The sequence below is a fragment of the Apilactobacillus intestinapis genome (genome assembly GCF_049166695.1).
GTDB lineage: Bacteria > Bacillota > Bacilli > Lactobacillales > Lactobacillaceae > Apilactobacillus > Apilactobacillus kunkeei_C.
The window spans coordinates 43,293-68,071 of sequence record NZ_JBMHFD010000007.1; the positions used below are offsets into that span (position 1 = coordinate 43,293).

A 24,779-nucleotide genomic window follows, 5' to 3' on the forward strand; every position below is an offset into this window, starting at 1 on the left:
GTTCTTATTTCGTATTATTTGTTAATTTCATTAATGGTGAGTTGTAGTTCTTACCGAACCACTTCTTACAAATCTTTTCTAATTCACCATTCTTTGCTAGCTTCTTGAATGCAGCATTAATCTTAGCTTGCATTGTCTTATCACCTTTGCGGATTCCGACACCAAATTCTTCTGGTGGGAATTTACCTCTAACGACCTTGTACATGTCAGGGTTAGGTTGGTGTGCAATGTAATAGTTTGCATATGTGCTATCAATTAACAATCCACTAATTCTACCATGATTCAAGTCAATAAATGCATTAGTAAATGAATTGTATAGAATTGGTGATTGTTTTTTAATATATTGTTTCAATAATTTTGGTTGATCGTCAATATCATTTAGACCAGCTGAACCATTTTGGGCACCTAAATACTTGCCCTTCATATCACTAAATTTATTAATGTGAGATGATTTCAAAGTAACTAGTTCTTGGTCATTTGCCAAGTAAGGCTTACTGAAGTTAACAACAGCTTGTCGTTCGGGAGTAATTGTGAAACCATTCCAAATTAAATCGATGGTGGTATTTCTCAACTCGGTTACGTTCATTGACCAATCGATAGGTTGAAAGACTGGCTTAATACCATATTGTTTAAACACAGCCTTGGCTAAGTCGACATCAAAGCCGACGATTTTACCGCTTTGGTTTTCAAACCCCATCGGAACGAAGGTAACATCTAGACCAATGGTAACTTGCTTGTTCTTTTCAATGCGGCTCCATGTATCTTGATGATCTGCTTTTTGTGTAACAGATTCACAACCAGATAGCATGATAACGGCCATCAAACAAACACTAATAATTCCAACCATTTTTAAAACTTTGGTCTTCATAGACTACCCCTCCTCTTTAAATGGTCTAACTTCCTTTACCTTGTCAGCAACTTGTTTTGCAAATGCCACATCGTGGGTAACCACAAGTTGTGTGATATTTTGTTTCTTTAAATCTAAAATAATCTTTCCGACTTCTTCACTTAACTTAGGATCCAATGCAGATGTTGGTTCATCGTAGCAAATAATCTTTGGGTGCATTGCCAAAGTTCTAACAATTGCCACACGTTGTTTTTGTCCACCAGATAATTGGTATGGGTAAAGTGATTCCTTACCAGTTAAATCTAGCTTGTCGATTAATTCTTGTGCTTCTTTTAATGCTTCTTCTTTTGACTTTTTTAACACTAATTGTGGTGCCAAGATGATGTTTTCAATGACAGTCAAGTTTGGGAATAACCCAAAGTCTTGGAATACTACCCCAATAACTGATTTTGAATCATCAGTTGGATCAATTTCTTCGCCATCCAAGAAGAACTTACCTGAATCGGCTTTTTCCAAACCAGTGATACATCTTAATAGTGTTGTCTTACCAGCACCGGAAGGACCAACAATACTTAGGATTTCGTTATCAGCAACATCTAGGTTCATGTCCTTGATGATGGTTTTACCTTGAAAACTCTTATTTAAACTTTTTACTTGAAACATGTTAATCCCTCCTATCTCCAGTAATCAAAACGTTGTTCGATTTTTCTTAGTACCAATGTTAATACCGCTGTTAGTACTAAGTAGAATACAGCAACTAAAATTAATGGAACTAATGTAACGTCACGTGCTGTTGCAATATTTCCAGCTTGTAATAAGTCACCAATACCAATTACGTATACTAATGATGAATCCTTAACTAGGTTAATTACTTCGTTTCCGATTGAAGGTAACACAATTTTGAAAACTTGCGGAATGACAATCTTACGAAGAGTTTGCCAACGAGTTAAGCGTAGCATCTTAGCACTTTCGAATTGGTTCTTTGGAATGGATTGAAAACCACCTCTAAAGATTTCAGCAAAGTAAGCTGCATAATTTAAAACAAAGGCGATAACAGCTGCTTCAAATCTTGGGAATACAATTCCGATAATTGGTAAACCATAAAAGATAAAAATCAATTGTAATAATAGCGGAGTTCCACGCATGATCCAGACATAAAATTCAAAGATTGCTTTGATAATATTTTTTCCGGTTAATGCTAGGGAAACTAAAATTCCTAATGGGATTGATAAAACGATTGTTAATGCGAAAATCTCTAATGTGGTTACTACCCCAGAAAATAGTGAAGGTAATATTTCTAAAATATATTGCATTAATTATTCCTCCTTTGATAAAAAAAACGCCCTTTTAGCAATATGCTAAAAGGACGTTGAAAACGTGGTGCCACCTAATTTCCTATTCTGCTCGCGCAAAATAGCTCAGTGAGTCTATTGACTCGCAGATAACGGCTGCACCGGTTTATTCCTAATTACGTTCAGAATAACAACTCACAGATGTGAACACCTGCTGTAATTACCTAGCTTTCACCTGTTACTAGGATCTCTGTGAATTACATACAAATGCATTTCTGCTCAAAGTCTTTTAATAATTAATAAAATAACTTAATTTCAATCGTAAGTCAATAATAAAGTTTAGTTACGTTTAAATAAATGCTTAAACTTATCCCATGCACTTTCCTTTTTGACATCAATCTTCATCAATGGAACTGTTTCACCTTCAAGTCTTCTAGCTACGTTTCTGTAACCTTGGGCTGTTGGGTTGTCTGGGTTCATAACAATTGATTCACCGTTATTTGAGGTACTAATAACCTTGTCATCATCTAAGATGATACCTAATAAATCAATTCCTAAATGGGTAGTGATTTCATCAACATCCATATAGTTGTCATCTTGCATCAATGATTTTCTGATACGATTAATGATTAATTTTGGTGTTTCTTGAAGTGGATGTTGTTCTAATAAACCAATTACTCGATCGGCATCACGAACGGCTGAAATTTCTGGAGTGGTAACAACGATTGCACCATCAGCACCAGAAACGGCGTTAATGAAACCTTGTTCGATTCCGGCTGGACAGTCAATAAAGACATAGTCAAAATCTGGTTTTAATTCATCAACAATGCTCTTTACTTGTTCTTCGTTTAGAGCTGTCTTATCAGTATTTTGGGCTGCAGGTAATAGATATAATAAGTCATCAAAACGCTTATCTTTCACCATTGCTTGAACTAGCTTTACTCTACCAGTTGCAACATCTACGATATCGTACATAACACGATTATCTAGACCCATAACAACATCTAGGTTTCTTAGACCAATATCTAAGTCAATCAAACACACTCTTTTTCCCATCATTGCTAACGCAATTCCAATATTAGCACTTGAAGTTGTCTTTCCAACTCCACCTTTACCTGATGTAATTACAATGGCTTTTCCCATTATTCAATACCTCCAATTCGATTAAAGAACTTCGGATTAATCTCTTTTAGATTCTTTATTTTACCATAACTTAGCACGTGTAGGTCGTTTACATATACTACTGTCTTTTCAGAATCCTCAATTGGACGATCCGCTACAATATCGTATTGTTCTCCTACACGAACTTGTTGTGCTGTATGTAAATTACCGATGATTAACTTACTTTCGTCATCAGGAAAACCTGCTTGAACAATTCCTTCGATAACTCCCATATTAAACACATTACCAGTGGCAATTAACTTTCCACCTTCATGAATCTTACCAAAGAATAAAACATCACCATCGACGTTTACTTCCTGACCATTTCTAATCACTCTGCTCATCACTTCAACATTGTTTTGTGCCATGATTTTAGCAGATTCTTCCTTGGTAATAACGTTGGATAAAAAGTTATCGATAACTAGATTTTCGTAGTCATCAACTAACTTAATGATATCATTTTTATCTTCTTCTGACATCAATCTGTTACCCATCTGAACATTCAAATGTAATTGGTCTTTGCCTTTTTCACTTTCTTCGCCAAGGCCTTCTAGTAGTTGTTTCAAATCAACTAGAATTTCTCTCACACTAGCTGTTTCTTTTAGGATTAACTCATATCCGTCTTTGGTTCCTTTAAGTACTACAGATTGCATTTATAGATACTCCCTCTTATCTCTTTTATTACTCTACTCAATTCGATCAAATAATACCCCGATTGGCACGTACAAAATTAAGAATAACACTGAGTTAAACAATACAGTTGGAATCACTGCATGAATTAAAAAGTACCCAGCTGCCATGTTAGTAGCATTCATTAAACGATTTAATCCATAAGCCAAAACATTTATTAGTGCAATGTTAAACGCAAATGAAAATAACCCGGTCACAATGTTCATTGGTAAGAAACGATATAGCTTTCTACCGATGATGATTGCTAGTGGAAAGACAATTACGTACACCCCTAATATACCGGTATAGAACAAATCAAACAATAATCCGGCAATTGCTGCCCATATTTCAACGTGTTCGTTTGTTCGATTAATGAAGTACATACCAAAGAATAACCATGCAAATGTAATGCTTGGGACTAGCATATATTTTCCATATAGAAGGTGACTAAAAATTAATGAAATTGATCCATCCAAGAACAAAGAAATGAACAATCCAATTATGAAAACATATCTAATTGGTTGGTGTTCTCTCATCCTAATCACCCCTATGATGTTTTATCTACAACTGTAACAACCTCTAGATCATTCATGTTTGCTGGAGTTTGAATGTACAACTTAGTAGCAGTTCCATAATCATCAGTTGTTACCTTTGCAACTTTACCTACGTAAATACCCTTTGGTGTAATTCCACCAAGACCATTTGTAGATACTTTGTCATTTACCTTAATCTTTACCTTGGTATTTAAATGACCAACGATTAATTGACCAGTCTTTCTGTCATAACCGTTAATAATTCCGTTAACAGTTTCACCATTTGAATTGGTAGCTTCAACCGGGAACTTATTGTCAGAATCAACAGTGTTAGAAATTAATTCTACTTTACTGTTACTGTTATTAACTTCGATGACACGTCCGATTAATCCTTTAGCGCCAAGAACGGACATATTCTTCTTAACCCCAGCAGATGAACCCTTGTTAATAACAAATTGGTCGTTCCATGCTGATGGAGTTCTAACTAAAGCTTCAGCAACAATTGGATTGTAATCAGCTAAACCACTTTTAATTTTAAGTTCACGTTTTAGTTGATCATTTTCGCTTTGAATAGCTTGGTCTCTAACCTTGGTTGCTGTAATTGTTTCTACTTGTGCTTTTAGCTTTTGATTTTCTTTGTATGTGTTAATTAGATTGTTTACAGTTTCTCCAGCATGTCTAACTGAGTTTGCAGGAACAGCAACAGTCCAACTAGCAATTCCAACCACGTCATTTCCAAAACGTTGGATAAACGGTGGCATTGATTTGTTATTTCTGGTTGAAACAGAAACGGAAATGAAACCTAAACAAATAATAAAAATCAAAATGGCAGTTAACCACTTTCGATTGGAGAAAAACTTACGCATTTTTCAATCCTCCGAACTAGTAAATAAGCGGGAAGATAACCTCCCCGCTTATTTAATCTATTTTCTCTTCATAATATCAATGCTCTTTAATGATTCACCAGTTCCGATTGCAACACAATCTAGCGGGTTCTTAGCGATTGAAACTGGAACCTTAGTAGCTTCTGAAATAACTTGTGGCAAGTTCTTCAATAAAGCACCACCACCAGTTAAGACAATACCATGATCGATAACATCGGCAGAGATTTCTGGAGATGTTTCTTCAAGGGTTTCCTTAACAGTTCCAATGATTTCTTGAATTGGTTCTGAAATAGCGTTTGCTACGTCTTCAGCAGTAATTTCCACACTCTTTGGTAAACCAGTTAGTAGGTATCTACCACGAATAGTAACGTTTTCGATATCTTTAGCACCTTCAATTGAAGCTGAACCGATATCCCATTTTAGCTTTTCAGCAGTTCTTTCACCGATTAGTAGGTTGTACTTCTTTCTGATGTAAGCGGCAATTGCGTCGTTTAGACGGTCACCGGCTACACGAAGTGATCTACTTGATACGATACCACCTAATGAGATAGTAGCAACATCAGTAGTACCACCACCAATATCAACAACCATGCTACCAGTTGGGTCCATGATTGGTAGACCTGCACCAATGGCAGCTGCAAAAGGTTCTTCAATTACGTAAGCATCCTTTGCACCAGCAACACGAGTTGCATCGATTACGGCTCTCTTTTCAACAGCAGTAATACCACTTGGTACACAGACCATAACGTAAGGCTTACCTGAAGCATGTCCTACAGTCTTGTTAATGTAGTATTTTAGCATTGTAACAGTAGTTTCGTAGTCAGCAATTACCCCATCTTTCATAGGTCTAATTGCAGAAATACTAGCAGGAGTACGACCAATCATATCTCTTGCTTCTTGTCCAACTGCAACGATTTCTCCAGTTTTTGTATTCTTAGCAACAACTGAAGGTTCTCTTAACACAATTTCTTTACCATCAACGTAAACAATTGTGTTGGCAGTTCCTAAATCAATTCCAATATTTTTAGTTCCAAATCCAAACACAGTTTTTCATCCCTTCATAATTACATTTGGCTGGCTATTTTTAATTTCACCTTTTTTTGCATACTTTCTTAGTATACCATAGTTATTTTTTTATTTTTAATAACACTCTCTAGTGTATACGATTTTGCAACATTTATCATTAAAGAATTTAAAATTTAACAATTTTTTATTCTAATTTGAATAATTTTCGCACATCTGAGATGAAATATAGCGATCCAGTGATTAAAATCATGTCATCTTCTGACATTTCACCAGCAGTTTGAGCAATTGCTTGCTTCCAATCATCAATAACAGACACTGGATTTTTAGCCTTAATCTGACCGCTTATCTCATCTACATCGACACTTTGTCTTGAACCGTAAGCCTCAAACTTAGTTAATACTAAATGAACATTCTTAATACTACCTAAAATATTCAACATATCCATGTAATCTTTATCGGCTAAGATACCGATAATGATGTAAATTTCGTTTAAAGCAAAGTCCTTGATTAATAATTTCTTGATTTCGTTAACGGCATCGATATTGTGGGCACCATCTAGGACGACTAGTGGTTGATCATTAACTCTTTCAAAACGACCTGGCCAGGTTGTCTTAGCAATTCCACTAATAATTGCTGAACTATTTACTTCTTTACCTTTATCTTGTTGATGTAAAACATATGCCTTAATCGCACATGCCGCGTTGTGTGGTTGGTAAAAGCCTAACAAGCTGGTCTTGATGTTTCGGACCAAGTTATCATCATCTTCATAATCAAATGATTGTTGCCATTTGTTGCTCATGACTGGTTTAGAAGTATTAAATTCACTGCCGTAAGCATATAATGGTGCATCAAGTTCTGAAGCCTTATTTTTGAACACTTCCATCGCGTCGTCATCGACCTTACCAATTACAACCGGACGGTTTTCTTTAATAATTCCCGCTTTTTGACTGGCAATCTTTGGAATCGTATCACCTAACAACTTCATGTGATCCATCCCAATTGTTGTAATCACTGAGACAGTTGGTTCAAACACGTTGGTAGAGTCCAAAATACCGCCAATTCCGACTTCCACAATCACAACATCAACTGGATGCTTGGCAAAGTATAAAAACATCATAGCGGTGATGATTTCAAACTCAGTTGGACCACCGCCTTCAATAGTCTCATCCATTTCTTCAGCAATTGGTTTAATCTTTTCCACTAATTCAACCAACTCAGCATCTGAAATTGGATTGCCATCCACACTAATGCGTTCGTTGAACTTAATTAAAAATGGTGATGTAAACGTTCCAACAGTTTTATGGTCTGCTTGGAAGATATTTCTAAGGTAGGCTACCGTAGACCCCTTCCCGTTGGTTCCAGCGACATGAATAGCATTAATGTCTTTTTGTGGGTTACCTAAACGGTTCAAAAGGTCCTTGATAATGTCTAAGCTTGGATGCTTTTTAAATTTATATCTACCATGGATAAAGCTAAGCGCTGTTTCATAATCCATCTTTGTCATCCCTTCAAAAAAGAGCCGGGACAATATCGCCCGACTCTTTAATTAATCTAAATTACTTTTGACTCTTAATTTCTTCTAGTCGTTGCTTTGCAGCATCTAACTTAGATTGGTTATCAGCTTGCTTTTCTTTTTCAGCGTTAACAACTTGTTCTGGAGCATTGTCAACGAACTTCTTGTTAGCAAGTTTCTTTTCGGCACGTTGTACCTCAAATGTGTAGTTTTCAATTTCTTTTTCGATTCTAGCGATTTCTTCGTCTAAATCAACTAGTTCGGCTAAAGGAATACTAATTTCTGCATCAGTCATGATTCCAGTCATAGCTAACTTAGGAGCTACAACATCTGAACCAATTGATAATTCCTTTGGATGACAGAAACGATCGATGTAATGCTTGTTTTCTTCGAAGATGTTCTTCAAGTCATCATTATCAGTCTTAATCAATAGGTCGATTGATGATGACATTGGAGCATTAGCTTGTGATCTGATATTTCTAACTACCTTAATCAATTCGATTAATGCAGCCATGTCTTTTTCTGCCTTAGCATCCTTGAATTCGTCATGGTTAACTGGGTATGGAGCAACCACGATTGATTCACCTTCATGAGGCATTGTTAACCAAATCTTTTCAGTAACAAATGGCATCATTGGGTGCATTAGTTTCAAAATCTTGTCTAATGTGTAAGCTAGGATGTTTCTAGTGTTATTCTTAGCCTTTTCATCGTCACCAGTTAGAGTTTCTTTACTCATTTCGATGTACCAGTCACAGAAGTCATTCCAAATGAAGTCGTATAATGCACGGCCAGCTTCACCAAAGTTGTACTTTTCAAAGTGATCAGTAACTTGGTTTACCACGCTGTTTAACTTACTTAGAATCCACTTGTCTGCTAAGTTCCATTCAGATGAATCAGGTAATTCTGGTTTTTCCATGTCGCCTAGGTTCATGATTACGTAACGACTAGCGTTCCATAACTTGTTAATGAAGTTCCATGCAGCTTCAATCTTTTCGTAACTGAAACGAACGTCTTGTCCAGCTGTATTACCAGTAGCTAAGAACCAACGCAATGCGTCAACCCCGTACTTATCGATAACATCCATTGGATCAATACCATTACCAAGTGATTTACTCATCTTACGGCCTTGTGCATCACGCATTAGTCCGTGAAGTAAAACATCCTTGAATGGACGACGGTCTGTAAATGTTAGACTTTGGAAAATCATTCTTGATACCCAGAAGAAGATAATGTCGTAACCAGTAACTAAAGTATTAGTTGGGAAGTAACGTTTGAAGTCTTCTGAGTTTTCATCAGGCCAACCTAGAGTTGAGAATGGCCATAATGCAGATGAGAACCAAGTATCTAGAACGTCAGGATCTTGTTCCCAGTTTTCAGCATCCTTAGGAGCTTCCATTCCAACGTACATTTCGCCTGTTTGCTTGTTGTACCATGCTGGAATTCTGTGACCCCACCATAATTGTCTTGAAATAACCCAGTCATGAATGTTATCCATCCATTGAGTAAATGTGTTTTCAAAACGTTCTGGCACGAAGTTAACCTTATCATCAGTTGATTGGTTCTTAACTGCGCGGTCAGCTAGTGGTTGCATCTTAACGAACCATTGAGTTGAAAGTCTTGATTCAACTTGAACACCGGTTCTTTCTGAGTGACCAACTGAGTGAACAATTGGGTCAATCTTTAGCATGTAACCTTGGTCTTCTAAATCAGCAACCATTGCTTTTCTAGCATCAAAACGATCCATACCAACGTACTTACCGGCATTTTCGTTCATAGTTGCGTCACCATTCATAGTGTTAATACGTTTTAAGTCATGTCTGTTACCAACCTTGAAGTCATTAGGGTCATGGGCTGGAGTAATCTTAACCATACCAGTACCGAATTCAGGGTCTACATATTGGTCAGCAATGATTGGGATTTCTCTTTGTACTAGAGGAACCATAATCTTCTTACCAACGATGTCTTTGTATCTTTCATCACTTGGGTTAACAGCTACGGCAACATCCCCAAACATAGTTTCAGGACGTGTAGTGGCAATTTCAATGTAATCTTTACCATCAAAAGTAGTCCCGTCTACAAATGGGTACTTAACATGGTAGAAAGCACCTTTATCATCTTTATGAATAACTTCGATATCTGATAAAGCAGTTTGTGCTTGTGGATCCCAGTTGATAATGTATTCACCACGGTAAATTAAACCTTGGTTGTATAAATCAACGAAGACTTTACGAACAGCTTCTGATAAACCATCGTCTAAAGTGAAACGTTCACGTGAGTAATCAAGTGAAAGTCCCATCTTAGCCCATTGTTTCTTGATAGTTGCTGCGTATTCATCTTTCCATTCCCAAACTTTGTCAACAAACTTTTCACGACCTAGATCGTAACGAGAAACGCCTTGGTCTCTTAACTTAGCTTCAACCTTAGCTTGAGTAGCGATACCAGCATGGTCCATACCAGGAACCCATAGGGTATCGTATCCTAACATTCTCTTTTGTCTGATTAACATGTCTTGTAAGGTTGTATCCCATGCATGTCCTAAGTGAAGCTTACCAGTAACATTTGGTGGTGGTAAAACGATTGAATAAGGTTTTGCCTTCTTGTCACCACTTGGTTTGAAAACGTCTTGTTCTATCCATTTTTCATAACGACCTGATTCAACGGCGTCATGGTCATACTTTGTAGACATTTCAGTTTCTTTTGCCATAGTCCATCCCTCCAGTAAATAAAAAGAGCACTCCATCCAATAGGACGAAGTGCTCGCGGTACCACCTAATTTAAAGCATTAAAAAAATACTTTCTCTTAATCCAATTAACGATGGCCCGTTCATATCTAAATTATCAATATCAATATGAATGCTCACAAGCTACCTTCGTTTTGATAACGGAAAGATGTCTCACCTAATCATCTTTTCTCTGATACTCATCACCAAAACTACTCTCTTGATCTTCGCATTTGTAATCTATATTGATTATATTAGACAATTTTTGGAAAATCGTCAACTCTATTTGTTTAATTTTTCAACAACTGCTAGAGCTTCTTTGAAATCTGGTTGTGAACCAATTTCTTCTACGACTTGACGGTAAACAATTTCACCATTTGCATCGATGGCAAAAACCATACGTGCTAATGCGTCAATTTCCTTAACGTAAGTACCTGATTGGTTACCAAAGTCTGTGTCAGCATCTGATAATAAATGCATGCTTTCAACACCCTTAGCTGCACACCAATCTTTTTGTTCTTCAACTGAGTTCTTTGAAATCGTGTAGAATTCAACATTTTCATACTTGTCAGCGTTTCTGTTGAACTTCTTAGCTTCTAGACTACATACTCTTGAGTTAACGTCTGGAACAGTTAAAATCAATGCTGGCTTACCAATTAATTCCTTGTTAGTGAATTCGTTGTTGTTAGCATCTAGGACTTTGAAATCTGGTAGAGCTTGTCCCTTATCCATTGGTTCTTTAATTGTTTCTACTGGTTTGTCTAAAAATTTTAATTGCATGTTATAAATCTCCTTAATTGGTAGTTGCTAGTTATTTAAAATACAACTTACACGATTGATTTGCAAGCAAAAAGAAAAGAGACCATCAATAAAGATGATCTCTTTTTTATAGATTATAGTAATTCAGCGAAAACATCTTCTTGAGCATTCAAGAATTCTTCCCCTGGTTTAATGTCGATAATCTTAACTTTGTCTAATGAACGTTGCATTAATCCTTCAACATCAATTAACTTTTCACATGCTCTAGTCTTTTCTAGATCAGGCTTAGTCTTTGGTGCAGGAGGAGTAAAGACTGTACAACAGTCTTCAAATGGCATAATTGATAGATCGTAAGTATCAATTCTTTCAGCAACCTTAATGATTTCTGTCTTATCCATTGAAAGTAATGGTTTCAATACCGGAACAGTAGTTACGTCATTGATTGCCATCATACTTTCAAGAGTTTGTGATGCAACTTGACCTAGTGATTCACCAGTGAAGACACCCTTACAGTGTCTGTCTAATGTCAACTTAGCGGCCAATCTTAACATCATACGACGTTGAATAGTCATTAAGTATCCTTCAGGAACCTTTTCCTTAATTTCTTCTTGAATTTCGGTAAATGGAACTTGAATGAATTGAATGTTACCACCAAAACGAGTTAACTTAGCAGCTAATTCTTTTGCCTTAGCTAATGCTTGTTCACTTGTGTATGGAGGACTGTAGAAGTGAACCATATCTAACTTCACTCCACGTTTCATTCCCATGTATGCTGCAACCGGTGAATCAATTCCACCAGAAAGCATCATAGTAGCACGTCCACCAGTACCAACAGGTAATCCACCGGCACCGTCAATGGTTTCACTCGATAAGAAGATACCGTTCATACGAACTTCAACTCTTAACTTGATGTCAGGGTTCTTCATTTGAACCTTGATGCCATCAACGTTGCTCAAGATGTATCCACCTAGAGCATCGTTAATGTCGTGAGTGTCCATTGGGAAATGCTTGTCTTGTCGACGAGTGTCAATCTTAAAGGTCATACCGTCTTTGAATTGGGATTTAACCATTTCAACGGCGGTTTCTTTAACCTTATCGATGTCCTTTTCTACCTTGATTGAAGGAGAAAAGTTTTCAATTCCAAAAACATCCTTTAAACGTTCGATAACTTTATCTGAGTCATCACCGTTCAAAGTAACGTGCAAACGATCTCGCTTAGCACTTACCTTTAGGTTTTCGAAATCATGCAACACTCTGTCAACGTTCTTGCCTAGTTGCTTAATGAAGTCTTTACGGTTCTTACCCTTTGTGGATAATTCACCGTATCTGACCATTATTTCAGTATATTGCATTCACGAATTTCCTTTCTATGAGTTAATCTTTTTAAATCTTTCATAAAGTTCGTCAAAGACTTCGTTAAAACGATCTGCTTCTTCCATTGTGTTATGTTCATCTAATGAAACACGCACAGCACTAGTTGCTTCGTCTTCATCAACCTTCATGGCAGATAAAGTACCTGAGGCAACGTGACGTTTAGAAGAACATGCACTTGTAGTTGAAATAAAGATTCCATGACTTTCAAAAGCATGGACGATTGTTTCACCACGAACACCTAGAATTGCAAAACATAAAATATGTGGTGCAAAGTGTTCGTTATCCTTTGAGAAGACCTTTACTTTATCAAATTTAGAAATATGTCCTAAAATATTTTGCTTGATTTTACGTTGTTTTGCAACCTTTTTATCTTCATCATCTAATAATAGACGTAAAGCGCGTGCCATTGCGGTAATGGCAGGTAGGTTTTCTGTACTACTTCTTAGGTTACGTTCTTGGCCCCCACCAGTAATTAATGGAGCAATCTTCTTACCACTTCGTTTGTACATAAAACCGACACCTCTTGGTGCGTGGAATTTATGACCTGAGAAAGTGGCAAAGTCAACACGATCATTGAAAATCAAATCTTGGATACCCTTACCAATTCCTTGAACGGAATCAATGTGGTAACTGATGTTAGGATAATCCTTTAAAAGGTCCCCGACTTCTTTAATTGGTTGAACTGCACCGATTTCATTATTTACAGCCATGATTGAAACCAAAATTGTACTTGGTCTAATTGCCTTCTTTAAATCATCGACAGAGATACGTCCTTCATCATTTACTGGTAAGTAAGTAACTTCGAAGCCCAATTGTGTTAATTGTTCAACGGAGTTCTTTACTGCAGGATGTTCAACAGAACTTACGATAATGTGATTTCCGTAGGCACGCTTTTCAAAGGCAGTTCCCTTGATTGCCCAGTTGTCACCTTCTGTTCCACCACTGGTAAATAATATTTCACTTGGTAAAACACCTAGTAATTTAGCAATTTGTGCTCTAGATTGTTCCAACAAATTGAATGATTGTTCACCAAATTGATGTAAACTAGATGGGTTTCCCCAAAATTCTTTGCTTACTTTATCGTAAGTTGCTACAACAGAATCGTCAGGTTTTGTTGTGGCACTATTGTCAAAGTATATCATTATTACCCTTCTTCATTTTTGGATTTGTCCGACTCAACTATATTTGACATTATAACAGAAAAAAAGAAGTAACGTTTGAATGACATCAAAGTTACTTCTTTATTTTATTTAGTTGTTTTCTTTTCGTTATAGTATTCAGTTTCCATTTGCTTGTATGCACCTGGATTAACCTTTTCGATTGCAGCAGCCATAGTAGCTAGACTCTTTTCGTATTGGTAACGATTATCAAAGTAGTCCTTTGCTTGTGCACAGGCAGCGTTTAAATCTTCATTGGCATTCTTATAACGGTTGGCGAATTGCATCAAACGTTCTGATAGCATTGCACTATCAACAATGTTTTCTGTATCGGATAGCAAGTGATCCATTGTGTCTGAAATGTTAGCCAATTTTTGGTTAATTTCATCCATACTAATCTTCACTTGGTTGATTGATGCTGATAGATTTGAAACTTCGTTGTATACGTAATCATAACGTTCTAAGAAGTCTTCGGTTAATCCAGGAAGGTTTAGGTTGTCAATTCGTCTTCTGATGTTTAATAGTTGTAAATCAAACTTTTGAAGGCTGTCTCTGGCAACTCTTTCTTCCTTGCTTAGTTCAGCAACAGAATCATTGATGTCTTTTTGTTGTTTTTCAATTGAGCTTAGTTCTTGTTTTGCATCTTGTTGATGTTTTTGAATGACAGAATATACTGCCTTATTACCGTTGATTGCATCGTAATCATTATTGTAAATTGTTTCAATCTTACTGATTTTATCAGCTAATTCAGCAGTGGTTTCAATTTCATCGTGTTCTAAGTTGTAGTTCTTGCTTAAACCTTCAAGTTCATCACTTAGAATGCGGTTTTGGTTCTTAGCATGGAAGATGAAGTCATATACCAAGCTGATGTTTTTCTTAACCTTACGCTTAGCAACGATTTCTTTTTCCATGATGGCATACATTGAATCAATTGTTTCTTCAATATATGTGCATGTCTTCTTGGTTTCAGGGATATCTAGTTCAGCTAGTGACTTCAATCCTTCTTGGCATGATTCCTTTAGAGCGTTGATAGTGTCATCAATATCATCTTCAACAAAGTTGTAATCAGTTTGAATCATAGTACGATGACCACGTTCAATTTCATCTAATTGTCTTGGGAATTCCTTTGATAATGAAACATATGTATCAGGAATAATCTTCATTAATTCATTCATTTCATTGATCAAGTTGTTAATCTTGCCAAGTAATTCTTCGGCTTTGTTTTGATCACCATTTTCAGTTTCAGCAACGAATTCTTCGTAAACACCCTTAATAGTGCTTAGCTTATCTTCAAGCTTATCGCTGCTTGGACCAAATGAGTAGTTTTGTGATAGCAGTTGTTGGTTAATTTCTCTGATGGTATTATCAACATCTTCGATTGCCTTGCGGTGTAAACTGTCAACTTCTTGAAGTTCACTTAGACCATCATGAATGTCATTTAACTTGCCATCAACAACTTCAATTGCATCCCCCAGGTCACCAATAGTAACGCTGGCTGATAATAGCTTGTAACTATTAAGGAAATCTTCTGCATCACTCATATCACTTCTGATACTTGTTAAGTCTGAATTGGTAATTTTTTCATATTGTTCTTTGTATTCATTAAATTTGTCGAAAGATTCACCATTTAATTTAATTTTACCAGTTGCTTCCAACTCGTCGCCGACCATTACGTCCTTTAGATTAGCCTTTTGCTTTTCCAGACCGTCAAGTCGTTTAAATAGATTCTTTCGATAAAAGAATGTCGCTAATAGTAGTATTACAAGCACTACTATTATGAAAATAACCAAATCAATCATTTTGACATCTGTCCCCTTACAACTTTTTATTTTAATCTAATCTTTTTTAGCATTAAACATTTGTATTTTTAATATTTTAATAATAAACTAATTAACTATATTCAATTATATCATACGAGATAATTATTAAAATACCTAATTATCAATATATACAAGGGAGTTTTCAATTATGAAAATCAATTCAATGTTAGCACAACAGTTAGACGCGTTGTTAACCGATGAACACAACAACGTTGCCAACATGGCAAATGCCTCTGCACTACTAATGCAAGAACTTCCAGATGTTAGCTGGACCGGTTTTTACACCTATGTAGATGATAAAAACGAATTAATCTTAGGTCCCTTCCAAGGTAAAGTGGCTTGTGTCCACATTAAAAATGGTAGTGGTGTTTGTGGTACTGCATTTGATAAGAACGAAACTATCCGCGTAGAAAACGTAAATGATTTTCCTGGTCACATTGCCTGTGATTCAAACAGTAAATCAGAAATTGTCATCCCTATCGAAAAGGATGGAATCAGATTTGGTGTCTTAGATATTGACGCCCCTATCTTCGATCGTTTCTCAAAAGAAGATCAAGAAATGCTAGAAGAATTTGTAAAAGTCTTTGAAAGCCACATAATCATTGACAATTAGTGTTAATAATCATACAATAACTTTTGTGTAAAATAATGCAGCAGTACACGGTAAGCTCGTCAACATATTGATGCCTTAATGGTTCAATTAGTACCCCCACGGCTGCTGGGGTGAACATTGCAGAGCAATATGCACGAATACTAAGTGTACAGTGATTATTTTACTCCAAATAATAATTTTTATTGGAGGATATTTTTATGTCTAGATATACAGGTCCAAGTTGGAGAATTTCTCGTCGTCTTGGTATTTCACTTTCAGGTACTGGTAAAGAATTAGCTCGTCGCCCATACGCACCAGGTGACCACGGTCAAGGTCGTCGCGGTAAGCTATCAGAATACGGTACTCAATTGAAGGAAAAGCAAAAGCTACGTTTCATGTACGGTTTAACTGAACGTCAATTCTCAAAACTATTCGTTCGTGCGGGTAAGATTAGAGAAGGTCGTCACGGTGATAACTTCATGGTATTACTAGAACGTAGACTAGACAACGTTGTTTACCGTTTAGGTTTAGCAACTACTCGTCGTCAAGCTCGTCAATTAGTTAACCACGGTCACATCACTGTTGATGGCAAACGTGTTGACATTCCTTCATACGAAGTAAAAGTTGGTCAAGTTATTTCAGTTCGTGAAAAATCAAAAGACCTACAAATCATCAAGGAAGCCGTTGAAGCTGTTGTTGGTCGTCCACAATACGTTTCATTCGATGCTGACAAACTAGAAGGTTCTCTAACTAGATTACCTCAACGTGACGAAATGAATGCTGATATTGATGCATCACTAATCGTTGAATACTACAACAAGCTATAATTTCTGGTTATACTTGTTGCTCCAAAAAAGCGCTTTGCATTTGCAAAACGCTTTTTTTCTACCCTCTTTTAATTAATGATAAAATAGTACTAAGACATAAATGAAAAGGAGCAATTAATATGAGTGAAGATGATGTAAGCAGTCGTTTAGAACAATCATCCATGGGTGGAACTCCAAAGGTTAACCCGGATGAACAACGTAGATACCTAGGTACTTTTAGAGAACGTGTTTCTTTAGCAATCCAAATCAAGGATCTATCAAATCCAAACGCTGTCAATGCCCTTCAAAAGGAATTTGATAATAATAACAGCTACCAACTAATCATTAATGGTAACTTGGATCATGATGTTGTCTCCCCTTTTATCAGACTAGCATCACAAAATAACATCAAGTTCGTTATTAAGACTGACTCATTCTACCGTACCGCACCCGATAATTACGGTGTAGTCTACGCTAACAGTCAATCAATTAACGTTAACCCTGTTGATTTCGAAGAAAAGTACAATCAACAAGATACAACCACAGATTCATCAAATAATTCTGATGACAATCAAACCAATCAATCATTTTTTGGTAAGTTAAAAAATATATTCAAATAAAGGTGATGATAAATTGCATCCATTAGCATACCGTATGCGTCCAAAGAAAATCGAGGACGTTGTCGGCCAACAAGACTTAGTCGGTCCTGGTAAAATCATCGATCGAATGGTAAAAGCAAAAATTTTATCATCAATGATTCTATATGGACCTCCTGGAACAGGAAAAACCAGTATCGCCAGTGCGATTGCTGGTTCAACTAAGTATGCATTTCGTCAATTAAATGCAGCAACCGATACGAAGAAAGACCTACAGATTGTCGCTGAAGAAGCCAAGATGTCTGGAACGGTAGTCTTATTACTAGATGAAATTCACCGTTTAGATAAGACCAAACAAGACTTCTTATTACCACTACTTGAAAGCGGTAATATTATCCTAATCGGTGCTACTACCGAAAACCCATATATTAATATCAATCCCGCCATTAGAAGTAGAACCCAAATCTTTGAGGTGCACCCTCTTAATGAAGATGATATTAAATCAGCCGTCAAACGTGCTTTAACCGATAAAGACAACGGATTGGGTAATATGAACATCGATTTAGCCGAAAATGCATTACACTTCCTATCAACCAGCACCAATGGTGACCTAAGAAGTGCATTAAATGCACTAGAACTTGCAGCTAAATCCACTTCCCCTGATGACGACAGTATCATTCATATCTCGTTAGAAGACGTGGAATCATGTCTACAAAGAAAAGCTTTAACACAGGATAAAAATGGTGATGCTCACTATGACGTTGTTTCCGCTTTTCAAAAATCAATTCGTGGATCAGATGTTAATGCCGCCCTTCACTATGCTGGTCGTTTGATTGAATCCGGTGACTTAAATTCAATTAGTCGTCGTTTGATGGTTATCGCGTATGAAGATGTGGGATTAGCTAATCCAGCCGCTTGTGCTAGAACGGTTTCTGCCATCGAAGCTGCTAACAAGGTTGGTTTCCCCGAAGCAAGAATTCCCCTAGCCAACGCCATCATCGAATTATGCCTATCACCAAAATCAAACACCGCAATGCGTGCGATTGATGCAGCGATTGCTAAGATCCGCACTGGTAACTACGGTGACATCCCTGATCACCTAAAGGATAGTCACTACTCAGGTGCTAAGAAATTAGGCCATGGTGTTAATTACAAATATGCCCATGACTATCCAAATGATTGGGTTAAACAACAGTACTTACCTACTAAGATTAAAAACGATACTTACTATGAACCAAAAACAAATGGTAAGATTGAAAGTACGTTTAAACAACAATACGAAAAACTACTTCACTCACAACGTGATAAATAGGAGTCTGCAATGTTAATTAGAATTCTAGTATTATTAGCGACAGTTGTATTATTCACAATTGGTCGTTTCCTTTTAACCCATACAGATAAGCCCTTCATGATGCTACATCCTGAAAACAATCAAGCATTGGGTAAAATCGTTAAGTTCTTTGGGATTGTCTTTTGCGTTTTAGCTGTCTTTTCAGCAATCGCAATTTTTATTCCAAATATCTTTTTCGTTACAACTATCATGGTAATAAGTTGTATAATGTTATTGGTGATGGAGTTAATGTTACTTACCTTCCTTACCAAGTAAATAGTTTGAGGTGAAAGAATATGTTACAAGATTACAGTCAAATTATGATTCCAATCGATGGTTCAAAAAACTCAAAGTTAGCATTCAACAAGTCAATTGAAGTTGCCAAGCACAATGATGCTGACCTACACATCGTGCACGTAATCGATACGCGATCATTCACTAACCTAGCTAATTTCGACTCATCAATGTTAGATGACGTTACTAGCCGTGTTAAAAGCTCACTAGAAAAATACTTAAAGAAAGCCCAAGATGCTGGAATTAAGAATGTTGATTACACAATTGAATATGGTGCTCCTAAGTCAATTATCTCAAGAGATTTAGTTGATCGTTTCGATACTGATTTAATCATCATCGGTGCCAACGGACAAAGTGCTGCTGAACGTTTATTAATCGGTTCAGTTGCTTCATATGTAACTCGTGTAGCAGAATGTGATGTCTTAATCGTAAAATCTGACTTAGACAATAAAGTACAAAAATAAACAAAAAAGGCCTGGATTAATATCCAGGTCTTCTTTTATTCCACCGTCCAATCGTCATTGACCGACAATGGATTATTTTCACTTAAAAACTGTTTCCAGTATTCAAAAACACCGTTGGATTGTTCTAGCTTATCAAATTTGATATCAATCCCCTTACTTTCAATACCGACAATACTTCGGTAAAAGGCACGGCATGATATCTCCTTTAAATAACTAGAATCACTCTTTAAGTCCAGTGTTGTACACATTGCATCTAGTTCACGATATAAAATCAAGAACTGCATATCCTCAATATCTAATCTACTCATTTGTTTGGTTAATTCAATTGTCTCGACCACATATTGATAAGCAATGGAGAATTTATTCATCGCAAAGTAGTCAATCGCAAGCATCCCCATAATCACCATCTTTTGCATGCTAATCTCATTTTTGTCGTAGAAGTCGTAGTTCAGCCTTTGGAGCTCATCAACCGACGCACTGTAATCTTGCTTACTAAGCTGAACTGCTGCATGTATGATTTGGAAGTACTTGATGTCTTCTTTATCTTCTAAGTCATCTTCATACTTATCTAGCTTTTCCTGTATCTCTTCTGGAATACATAGTGCTGCACAAAATGGAATGCTATTAATTTCGTAACTGGCTACTTTCTTCTCGTTTTCAATCACCTTATCGATATCTAGCAACAATATCTTACAAATGTTTTTGATTACATATAAACTAATTTGGTGATCATAGCTACCGTTTTCAATCTGACAAATCACAGGTTGCGTACAAGCAACTTGCTTCGCTAATTGACATTGAGTTATGTTTAAACTTTTACGTCGCTTCTTGATCAAAGTGCCGTTAATATTCATTCTAAAATCCTTTCTTTGAATCATTATATAAAATTATCATTTATTTCCTTATGTCTGAAACAATCTATTTCATGATCATTAATCACCCCTACTGATTGGAAATATGAATATAGTGTTGTTGGTCCGACACGTTTAAATCCGTCATCTTTAAATCGTTTAACGTATGGTTTGATGAACTCTTTAATGTCATCCTTATTGTTGTCATTTAGTCCATCCATTTGTGTAAAATCAAATGGTTTCCATGTTAATTGAACTAAATCATTATTCATACAAGCTTTGGCATTTTGAATTGTGGCAATTATCTTGGCACGATTTCGAATAATCGCCTCATCGTTCATCAATCTTTCAATGTCTTCATCTTTAAACTGGCTAATTTTTTCAACGTCAAAATCAGAGAAATCATTTCTAAACGCATCCCTCTTACGCAAGACAGTCGACCATGATAAACCAGCTTGAAAAATTTCTAGTGTTAAACATTCAAATAATTCAGATACTTTTTTCTTTGGAACTCCCCATTCCTTATCGTGATAAACTAACATTTCTGCGCTATCGCTGGCCCATACACATCTTTTCATATTTCATAATTCCTTTCGGTGATTTTTACTCTATTACATACGTATAAAAACACAAATTTTTTCGGTCAATTTAATACTTTCTTAAACAATTTTCTAACAAAAAAAGAGATAATCCAAATGATTACCTCTTTTTTTATTATTATGATAATGGTTTGAAATCGTGAATGATGTTATTTCGACGATTAAATTCTTTGTAAGCTAGGTCGATTAATCTATCGATTAGTTCAGTGTAACTGATACCTGAAGCTTCCCATAGTTGTGGGTATAGACTAATGTTTGTGAAACCAGGTAATGTGTTAACTTCTCCTAGGTAAGGAACACCTTCCTTAGATACTAAGAAGTCAATACGAGCTAGTCCCTTTAGACCTAATGCTTTGTATCCGCGTAATGCTAAGTCAGTGATTTCGTCTGATAGTGATTCTGGAATATCAACTGGAATATCAAACTTAACTTGGCTAGCATCAACGAACTTGTTGTCGTAAGTGTAGAACTTGTCTTCCTTAGGAACACGAATTGCACCAACTTGAGAAGCAATTGGTTTTTCGTTACCTAAGATTGAGATTTCTAGTTCTTCTGGACCGTTGATTGCTTGTTCAGCTAAGATCTTGTAGTCATATCTGAATGCATCCTTTAGGCCGTCTTCAAATTCTTGTTCGTTTGTTACCTTGTGAATACCAACTGATGAACCTTGGTTAGCTGGCTTCAAGAAGATTACGTCACCGAATTCAGCTTGTAGTTTAGCGTAAGTGAATTGGTCTTTGTTGTCAGGAGTAATCAAGTGGTAGTTAGTGTTTCTAACTCCTGCTAAGTTTAACATCTTCTTAGTAATGTCTTTATCAAAGCCCATTGCTGATTCCAAAATACCACTACCAACGTATGGCTTATGTAGTAATCTTAGAAGACCTTGGATAGTACCATCTTCACCCAAGTTACCGTGAACGATTGGGAAGAATACGTCAATATCCTTAGTCTTTGATAAGTTTTTAATTGTGGCCAATGGATCTGAGAAGTCTAAGTTCTTAACAGCTTCTTCAACCACAGCATCTTCAGGTTCACCATCAAACACACGGTGTGATGATTCATTATCTAAGATAATTCCTGTCTTAGTAATTAAGAATAAGCTAATATCGTACTTATCTTTATCCATCGCATCATAAATGTTATGAGCTGAACGTTTTGAAACATCATGTTCTGATGAATCTCCACCGAAAAGTAATGCTAAATGAGTCTTTTTCATCATTTTATACCGTCCTATCAATAATTCTTTGAAACTACATTATAACATGGTTTTATAGATTAAAGAATTCTTTTTTATCTTTTTACCTGTTCTAATTTGGTGAATAACAAATTAAATAATGCTGCAATAATAGCTAGAATGATCATGAATCCAATCAATGGATATGGTCTAGGAACTTTAGCATCAATAGAAAAAATAAAGTTAAAAATTGCATCCCCATTGATGTGAGCATAAAATCTGCTGATTAATCTTTGTGAGCTATATTGAGTTAATAAGTTAGTAAAGAACATGTAACAAACAACCCCAATGGAGTAGAAGATTGATTTACCAATCTTGTTCATTAAAGATGTCATCGTTCCAAAAGTGTTCATCGCAACGAATATGAATAGCAATACCACATAGTCTGTAATAAACATTGAAATTGATTGCGCAAACACATTACTAAACGCTTTTCCATATGCTTGGTAGTACAAGTATGTTTCACTAGGGCCTAGCTTCATGTTTATAAAACTGATAATCACGTTAACTACATTAACGATAAGCGTTGCTTTAGCGATAAAAAGCATCTTAGCTTTCCAAAATGTCTTACGTGAAACTCCACTTTGCATTGCCAACTTAAATCGTCTGTAGTTGAAACTAATTCCAATCATTGTAACAATCGTAATGATATAAGGCGACACGAAAAAATTTTCTTTAAATTGATATTCAATAGGTGGTTGACCATCTACTACTGATAAAAGTCCGAATAAGATATAAACAACAGAAACGATTATTCCATACCATATGTATGGAATAAAATCGTGGCAATATTGCTTTGCGAGTGCTTTTGTCTTCACTATAGTTCCCCCCTATCCATAATATATACTAGTAGTTTTTGTAGTTTCATTTTTTCAATATCAACGGATGCTGGAACTTCTCTATCAGGAAGTTGATCCATAAAGTGAACTGTCTTGTAACGACCCAGTTGTTCTTCATCCAAGACCTTAACGCCATCAATATAACTGTTAACATCTTCAGCTGGTCCAGAGACACTGTATGATCTAGATGATACTTCATCGATGCTTCCGTTCATCTTAATTACTCCGTCTTGAAGTAATAGCACTTGACTGATGATACGATCAATTTCATCGATAATGTGAGTGGAAATCACAAATGTTCTTGGATTTTCACTGTATGTTTCAATCAAGTTACTTTGGAATATTTCGCGGTTTCTGGCATCTAAACCTAGTGTGGGTTCATCCAACATAATAAACTTACAAGGCACACATAGTGAGATGATAATTTTAACGATTGATTGGTAACCGGTAGATAACTTGTTAAGCTTTTGGTTAACATCTAACTTAAATTCCTTAACTAGCTTTTCTTGTAGTTCCACGTCATAATCTTGATACATTGATTTAACAAAAGAAAAGATTTGAGCAACCTTATCCTTTCTAGTGTACATATCATCCTGGTTCATGAAGTAAATTTCACTTAGTGCTTCGTCATTTTCATGAACTTCTTGTCCATCAAAAAGGATTTGTCCTGCTGATGGACGATTGTAATCAGCAATCATACTCATTAGTGTTGATTTCCCTGCTCCGTTTTCACCGAACAATCCATAAATTTCGTTTTCTTCTAAATTGAAATTAACTTCATTTAATAGAGGTTGCTTTGCAAACTTGAAACGTTTAGCTAAATGTTTAACTTCGATCTTGCTCATTGTCGTACCCTCTCTTCACTAGTGTCAAAATATCGTCTTCAGATAGATGCAATTTCTTTGATTCATTGATTAAATTCAAAATGTAATCATTGTAGAAATGTTCCTGTCTTCGTTTAATAATTATCTCTTGAGCCCCTTGCTTCACAAAAGTACCACGGCCACGACGTTTTTCTAACAAATCATTATTAACCAACATGTTCATCCCCTTAAGAACTGTTGCTGGATTAATCTTAAATTGCTTTGAAATTTCTGTCGTAGATGGTACTTGCGCACCTTCTTGGAAAGCTCCGGTAAAGATTGCATCCTCTAATTGGGTGGCAACCTGAATAAAAATTGGCTCTGGACTATTAAAGTCAAATTGCATCTTTTTCACCGCCTATCTTTGGTTAATTACTTATGTAACTAACTATAAAGTCTAACATAAAAAAAGTCAATAAAAAAAAGCGTCTTGACCTGAACCCCTAAAATTGGAAGATGGTTATGCTATTTTCTGGGAGGAATTGATCCGGTATTCAACCGGTGACATTCCTCCCAGTTTTTGTTTTATACGATAATTGTTGTAATAAGATATATA

27 protein-coding genes and 1 other annotated feature are annotated in these 24,779 nt (G+C 36.1%); of the genes, 6 read left to right on the forward strand and 21 right to left on the reverse strand.

The window, feature by feature from the left end; genetic code table 11:
* Positions 1-4 precede the first annotated feature (4 nt).
* The 14 genes from ACOMA7_RS05445 to ACOMA7_RS05510 all read right to left on the reverse strand — a co-directional run bounded on the left by ACOMA7_RS05445 (position 5) and on the right by ACOMA7_RS05510 (position 15,734).
* Positions 5-868, reverse strand: a complete 864-nt coding sequence (locus ACOMA7_RS05445) for an amino acid ABC transporter substrate-binding protein (protein ID WP_421392469.1) — start codon at positions 866-868, stop codon at positions 5-7.
* Between the two features lie 3 nt (positions 869-871).
* Positions 872-1,510, reverse strand: a complete 639-nt coding sequence (locus ACOMA7_RS05450) for an amino acid ABC transporter ATP-binding protein (RefSeq protein WP_301945567.1) — start codon at positions 1,508-1,510, stop codon at positions 872-874.
* An 11-nt stretch (positions 1,511-1,521) separates the two neighbouring features.
* Positions 1,522-2,160 carry an amino acid ABC transporter permease gene (locus tag ACOMA7_RS05455; protein WP_034534329.1) on the reverse strand — a complete coding sequence of 213 codons (639 nt, stop codon included), beginning with the start codon at positions 2,158-2,160 and terminating at the stop codon, positions 1,522-1,524.
* 318 nt (positions 2,161-2,478) lie between these two features.
* A complete protein-coding gene (gene minD / locus ACOMA7_RS05460; protein ID WP_034534331.1) occupies positions 2,479-3,282 on the reverse strand; it encodes a septum site-determining protein MinD in 804 nt (267 codons plus the stop codon).
* Positions 3,282-3,953: a septum site-determining protein MinC gene (locus ACOMA7_RS05465; protein ID WP_034534333.1), complete on the reverse strand. Its 672-nt coding sequence runs from the start codon at positions 3,951-3,953 to the stop codon at positions 3,282-3,284. Before ACOMA7_RS05465 ends, minD begins: the two co-directional genes overlap by 1 nt.
* A 33-nt stretch (positions 3,954-3,986) precedes the next feature.
* On the reverse strand, positions 3,987-4,505 hold the full coding sequence (gene mreD, locus ACOMA7_RS05470) for a rod shape-determining protein MreD (RefSeq protein WP_301945569.1): 519 nt from the start codon (positions 4,503-4,505) through the stop codon (positions 3,987-3,989).
* Positions 4,506-4,516: 11 nt separating this feature from the next.
* The gene (gene mreC, locus ACOMA7_RS05475) at positions 4,517-5,368 is read right to left on the reverse strand and encodes a rod shape-determining protein MreC (RefSeq protein WP_054608053.1); all 852 of its coding nucleotides are present in this window, start codon (positions 5,366-5,368) and stop codon (positions 4,517-4,519) included.
* Between the two features lie 57 nt (positions 5,369-5,425).
* Positions 5,426-6,430 carry a rod shape-determining protein gene (locus tag ACOMA7_RS05480; protein ID WP_034532118.1) on the reverse strand — a complete coding sequence of 335 codons (1,005 nt, stop codon included), beginning with the start codon at positions 6,428-6,430 and terminating at the stop codon, positions 5,426-5,428.
* Between the two features lie 166 nt (positions 6,431-6,596).
* The gene (locus ACOMA7_RS05485) at positions 6,597-7,907 is read right to left on the reverse strand and encodes a bifunctional folylpolyglutamate synthase/dihydrofolate synthase (RefSeq protein ID WP_054608052.1); all 1,311 of its coding nucleotides are present in this window, start codon (positions 7,905-7,907) and stop codon (positions 6,597-6,599) included.
* Between the two features lie 61 nt (positions 7,908-7,968).
* Positions 7,969-10,629: a valine--tRNA ligase gene (locus ACOMA7_RS05490; protein WP_421392476.1), complete on the reverse strand. Its 2,661-nt coding sequence runs from the start codon at positions 10,627-10,629 to the stop codon at positions 7,969-7,971.
* A 37-nt stretch (positions 10,630-10,666) separates the two neighbouring features.
* Positions 10,667-10,882: a binding site (T-box leader), on the reverse strand.
* 45 nt (positions 10,883-10,927) lie between these two features.
* Complete coding sequence (locus ACOMA7_RS05495; RefSeq protein WP_421392478.1) at positions 10,928-11,425, reverse strand: thiol peroxidase; 498 nt, start codon at positions 11,423-11,425, stop codon at positions 10,928-10,930.
* 113 nt (positions 11,426-11,538) lie between these two features.
* On the reverse strand, positions 11,539-12,756 hold the full coding sequence (gene thiI / locus ACOMA7_RS05500; protein ID WP_421392480.1) for a tRNA uracil 4-sulfurtransferase ThiI: 1,218 nt from the start codon (positions 12,754-12,756) through the stop codon (positions 11,539-11,541).
* A 15-nt stretch (positions 12,757-12,771) separates the two neighbouring features.
* On the reverse strand, positions 12,772-13,920 hold the full coding sequence (locus tag ACOMA7_RS05505; RefSeq protein ID WP_054608050.1) for a cysteine desulfurase family protein: 1,149 nt from the start codon (positions 13,918-13,920) through the stop codon (positions 12,772-12,774).
* Positions 13,921-14,024: 104 nt separating this feature from the next.
* Positions 14,025-15,734 (reverse strand): septation ring formation regulator EzrA, encoded by a 1,710-nt coding sequence (locus tag ACOMA7_RS05510; RefSeq protein WP_054608049.1) that lies wholly within the window; start codon positions 15,732-15,734, stop codon positions 14,025-14,027.
* A 169-nt stretch (positions 15,735-15,903) separates the two neighbouring features.
* On the opposite strand from ACOMA7_RS05510, the gene ACOMA7_RS05515 reads away from it, so the two are divergent.
* The 6 genes from ACOMA7_RS05515 to ACOMA7_RS05540 all read left to right on the forward strand — a co-directional run bounded on the left by ACOMA7_RS05515 (position 15,904) and on the right by ACOMA7_RS05540 (position 19,837).
* Positions 15,904-16,368 (forward strand): GAF domain-containing protein, encoded by a 465-nt coding sequence (locus ACOMA7_RS05515; protein ID WP_421392485.1) that lies wholly within the window; start codon positions 15,904-15,906, stop codon positions 16,366-16,368.
* Positions 16,369-16,565: 197 nt separating this feature from the next.
* A complete protein-coding gene (gene rpsD, locus ACOMA7_RS05520; RefSeq protein WP_034534348.1) occupies positions 16,566-17,174 on the forward strand; it encodes a 30S ribosomal protein S4 in 609 nt (202 codons plus the stop codon).
* A gap of 119 nt (positions 17,175-17,293) precedes the next feature.
* On the forward strand, positions 17,294-17,773 hold the full coding sequence (locus ACOMA7_RS05525; RefSeq protein WP_414827400.1) for a DUF1694 domain-containing protein: 480 nt from the start codon (positions 17,294-17,296) through the stop codon (positions 17,771-17,773).
* 34 nt (positions 17,774-17,807) lie between these two features.
* Positions 17,808-19,061 (forward strand): replication-associated recombination protein A, encoded by a 1,254-nt coding sequence (locus ACOMA7_RS05530; RefSeq protein ID WP_421392506.1) that lies wholly within the window; start codon positions 17,808-17,810, stop codon positions 19,059-19,061.
* Between the two features lie 9 nt (positions 19,062-19,070).
* Positions 19,071-19,355 (forward strand): hypothetical protein, encoded by a 285-nt coding sequence (locus ACOMA7_RS05535; protein WP_054608046.1) that lies wholly within the window; start codon positions 19,071-19,073, stop codon positions 19,353-19,355.
* Between the two features lie 20 nt (positions 19,356-19,375).
* Positions 19,376-19,837, forward strand: coding sequence for a universal stress protein (locus tag ACOMA7_RS05540; RefSeq protein ID WP_053791641.1), 462 nt, complete (start codon positions 19,376-19,378; stop codon positions 19,835-19,837).
* Between the two features lie 35 nt (positions 19,838-19,872).
* Here the strand turns inward: ACOMA7_RS05540 and ACOMA7_RS05545 are convergent, their stop codons facing one another.
* The 7 genes from ACOMA7_RS05545 to ACOMA7_RS05575 all read right to left on the reverse strand — a co-directional run bounded on the left by ACOMA7_RS05545 (position 19,873) and on the right by ACOMA7_RS05575 (position 24,776).
* Entirely contained in the window at positions 19,873-20,691 is an 819-nt protein-coding gene (locus ACOMA7_RS05545; RefSeq protein WP_421392490.1) for a helix-turn-helix transcriptional regulator, read from the reverse strand.
* A 23-nt stretch (positions 20,692-20,714) separates the two neighbouring features.
* Positions 20,715-21,266, reverse strand: a complete 552-nt coding sequence (locus ACOMA7_RS05550; RefSeq protein ID WP_421392493.1) for a DNA-3-methyladenine glycosylase I — start codon at positions 21,264-21,266, stop codon at positions 20,715-20,717.
* A gap of 139 nt (positions 21,267-21,405) precedes the next feature.
* Positions 21,406-22,506: a D-alanine--D-alanine ligase family protein gene (locus ACOMA7_RS05555; protein ID WP_421392496.1), complete on the reverse strand. Its 1,101-nt coding sequence runs from the start codon at positions 22,504-22,506 to the stop codon at positions 21,406-21,408.
* 71 nt (positions 22,507-22,577) lie between these two features.
* Complete coding sequence (locus ACOMA7_RS05560) at positions 22,578-23,339, reverse strand: hypothetical protein (protein WP_421392498.1); 762 nt, start codon at positions 23,337-23,339, stop codon at positions 22,578-22,580.
* Positions 23,339-24,205 (reverse strand): ATP-binding cassette domain-containing protein, encoded by an 867-nt coding sequence (locus ACOMA7_RS05565; protein WP_421392501.1) that lies wholly within the window; start codon positions 24,203-24,205, stop codon positions 23,339-23,341. The genes ACOMA7_RS05560 and ACOMA7_RS05565 overlap by 1 nt, the downstream gene beginning before the upstream one ends.
* On the reverse strand, positions 24,186-24,569 hold the full coding sequence (locus ACOMA7_RS05570) for a GntR family transcriptional regulator (protein WP_053791636.1): 384 nt from the start codon (positions 24,567-24,569) through the stop codon (positions 24,186-24,188). Before ACOMA7_RS05570 ends, ACOMA7_RS05565 begins: the two co-directional genes overlap by 20 nt.
* Positions 24,570-24,683: 114 nt before the next feature.
* Positions 24,684-24,776 carry an IS3 family transposase gene (locus ACOMA7_RS05575; RefSeq protein WP_080719905.1) on the reverse strand — a complete coding sequence of 31 codons (93 nt, stop codon included), beginning with the start codon at positions 24,774-24,776 and terminating at the stop codon, positions 24,684-24,686.
* Positions 24,777-24,779: the final 3 nt, after the last annotated feature.

What these genes read in the sequence shown, in the direction of transcription:
- ACOMA7_RS05455 (WP_034534329.1), bottom strand. Translation starts at nt 2,160, where the DNA reads ATGCAATATATTTTAGAAATATTACCTTCACTATTTTCTGGGGTAGTA.
- ACOMA7_RS05565 (WP_421392501.1), bottom strand. Translation starts at nt 24,205, where the DNA reads ATGAGCAAGATCGAAGTTAAACATTTAGCTAAACGTTTCAAGTTTGCA.
- ACOMA7_RS05555 (WP_421392496.1), bottom strand. Translation starts at nt 22,506, where the DNA reads ATGATGAAAAAGACTCATTTAGCATTACTTTTCGGTGGAGATTCATCA.
- ACOMA7_RS05535 (WP_054608046.1), top strand. Translation starts at nt 19,071, where the DNA reads ATGTTAATTAGAATTCTAGTATTATTAGCGACAGTTGTATTATTCACA.
- ACOMA7_RS05510 (WP_054608049.1), bottom strand. Translation starts at nt 15,734, where the DNA reads ATGATTGATTTGGTTATTTTCATAATAGTAGTGCTTGTAATACTACTA.
- ACOMA7_RS05465 (WP_034534333.1), bottom strand. Translation starts at nt 3,953, where the DNA reads ATGCAATCTGTAGTACTTAAAGGAACCAAAGACGGATATGAGTTAATC.
- minD (WP_034534331.1), bottom strand. Translation starts at nt 3,282, where the DNA reads ATGGGAAAAGCCATTGTAATTACATCAGGTAAAGGTGGAGTTGGAAAG.
- ACOMA7_RS05445 (WP_421392469.1), bottom strand. Translation starts at nt 868, where the DNA reads ATGAAGACCAAAGTTTTAAAAATGGTTGGAATTATTAGTGTTTGTTTG.
- mreC (WP_054608053.1), bottom strand. Translation starts at nt 5,368, where the DNA reads ATGCGTAAGTTTTTCTCCAATCGAAAGTGGTTAACTGCCATTTTGATT.
- ACOMA7_RS05495 (WP_421392478.1), bottom strand. Translation starts at nt 11,425, where the DNA reads ATGCAATTAAAATTTTTAGACAAACCAGTAGAAACAATTAAAGAACCA.
- ACOMA7_RS05515 (WP_421392485.1), top strand. Translation starts at nt 15,904, where the DNA reads ATGAAAATCAATTCAATGTTAGCACAACAGTTAGACGCGTTGTTAACC.
- ACOMA7_RS05545 (WP_421392490.1), bottom strand. Translation starts at nt 20,691, where the DNA reads ATGAATATTAACGGCACTTTGATCAAGAAGCGACGTAAAAGTTTAAAC.
- ACOMA7_RS05570 (WP_053791636.1), bottom strand. Translation starts at nt 24,569, where the DNA reads ATGCAATTTGACTTTAATAGTCCAGAGCCAATTTTTATTCAGGTTGCC.
- mreD (WP_301945569.1), bottom strand. Translation starts at nt 4,505, where the DNA reads ATGAGAGAACACCAACCAATTAGATATGTTTTCATAATTGGATTGTTC.
- ACOMA7_RS05550 (WP_421392493.1), bottom strand. Translation starts at nt 21,266, where the DNA reads ATGAAAAGATGTGTATGGGCCAGCGATAGCGCAGAAATGTTAGTTTAT.
- ACOMA7_RS05530 (WP_421392506.1), top strand. Translation starts at nt 17,808, where the DNA reads ATGCGTCCAAAGAAAATCGAGGACGTTGTCGGCCAACAAGACTTAGTC.
- ACOMA7_RS05525 (WP_414827400.1), top strand. Translation starts at nt 17,294, where the DNA reads ATGAGTGAAGATGATGTAAGCAGTCGTTTAGAACAATCATCCATGGGT.
- ACOMA7_RS05490 (WP_421392476.1), bottom strand. Translation starts at nt 10,629, where the DNA reads ATGGCAAAAGAAACTGAAATGTCTACAAAGTATGACCATGACGCCGTT.
- rpsD (WP_034534348.1), top strand. Translation starts at nt 16,566, where the DNA reads ATGTCTAGATATACAGGTCCAAGTTGGAGAATTTCTCGTCGTCTTGGT.
- ACOMA7_RS05505 (WP_054608050.1), bottom strand. Translation starts at nt 13,920, where the DNA reads ATGATATACTTTGACAATAGTGCCACAACAAAACCTGACGATTCTGTT.
- thiI (WP_421392480.1), bottom strand. Translation starts at nt 12,756, where the DNA reads ATGCAATATACTGAAATAATGGTCAGATACGGTGAATTATCCACAAAG.
- ACOMA7_RS05540 (WP_053791641.1), top strand. Translation starts at nt 19,376, where the DNA reads ATGTTACAAGATTACAGTCAAATTATGATTCCAATCGATGGTTCAAAA.
- ACOMA7_RS05485 (WP_054608052.1), bottom strand. Translation starts at nt 7,907, where the DNA reads ATGGATTATGAAACAGCGCTTAGCTTTATCCATGGTAGATATAAATTT.
- ACOMA7_RS05450 (WP_301945567.1), bottom strand. Translation starts at nt 1,510, where the DNA reads ATGTTTCAAGTAAAAAGTTTAAATAAGAGTTTTCAAGGTAAAACCATC.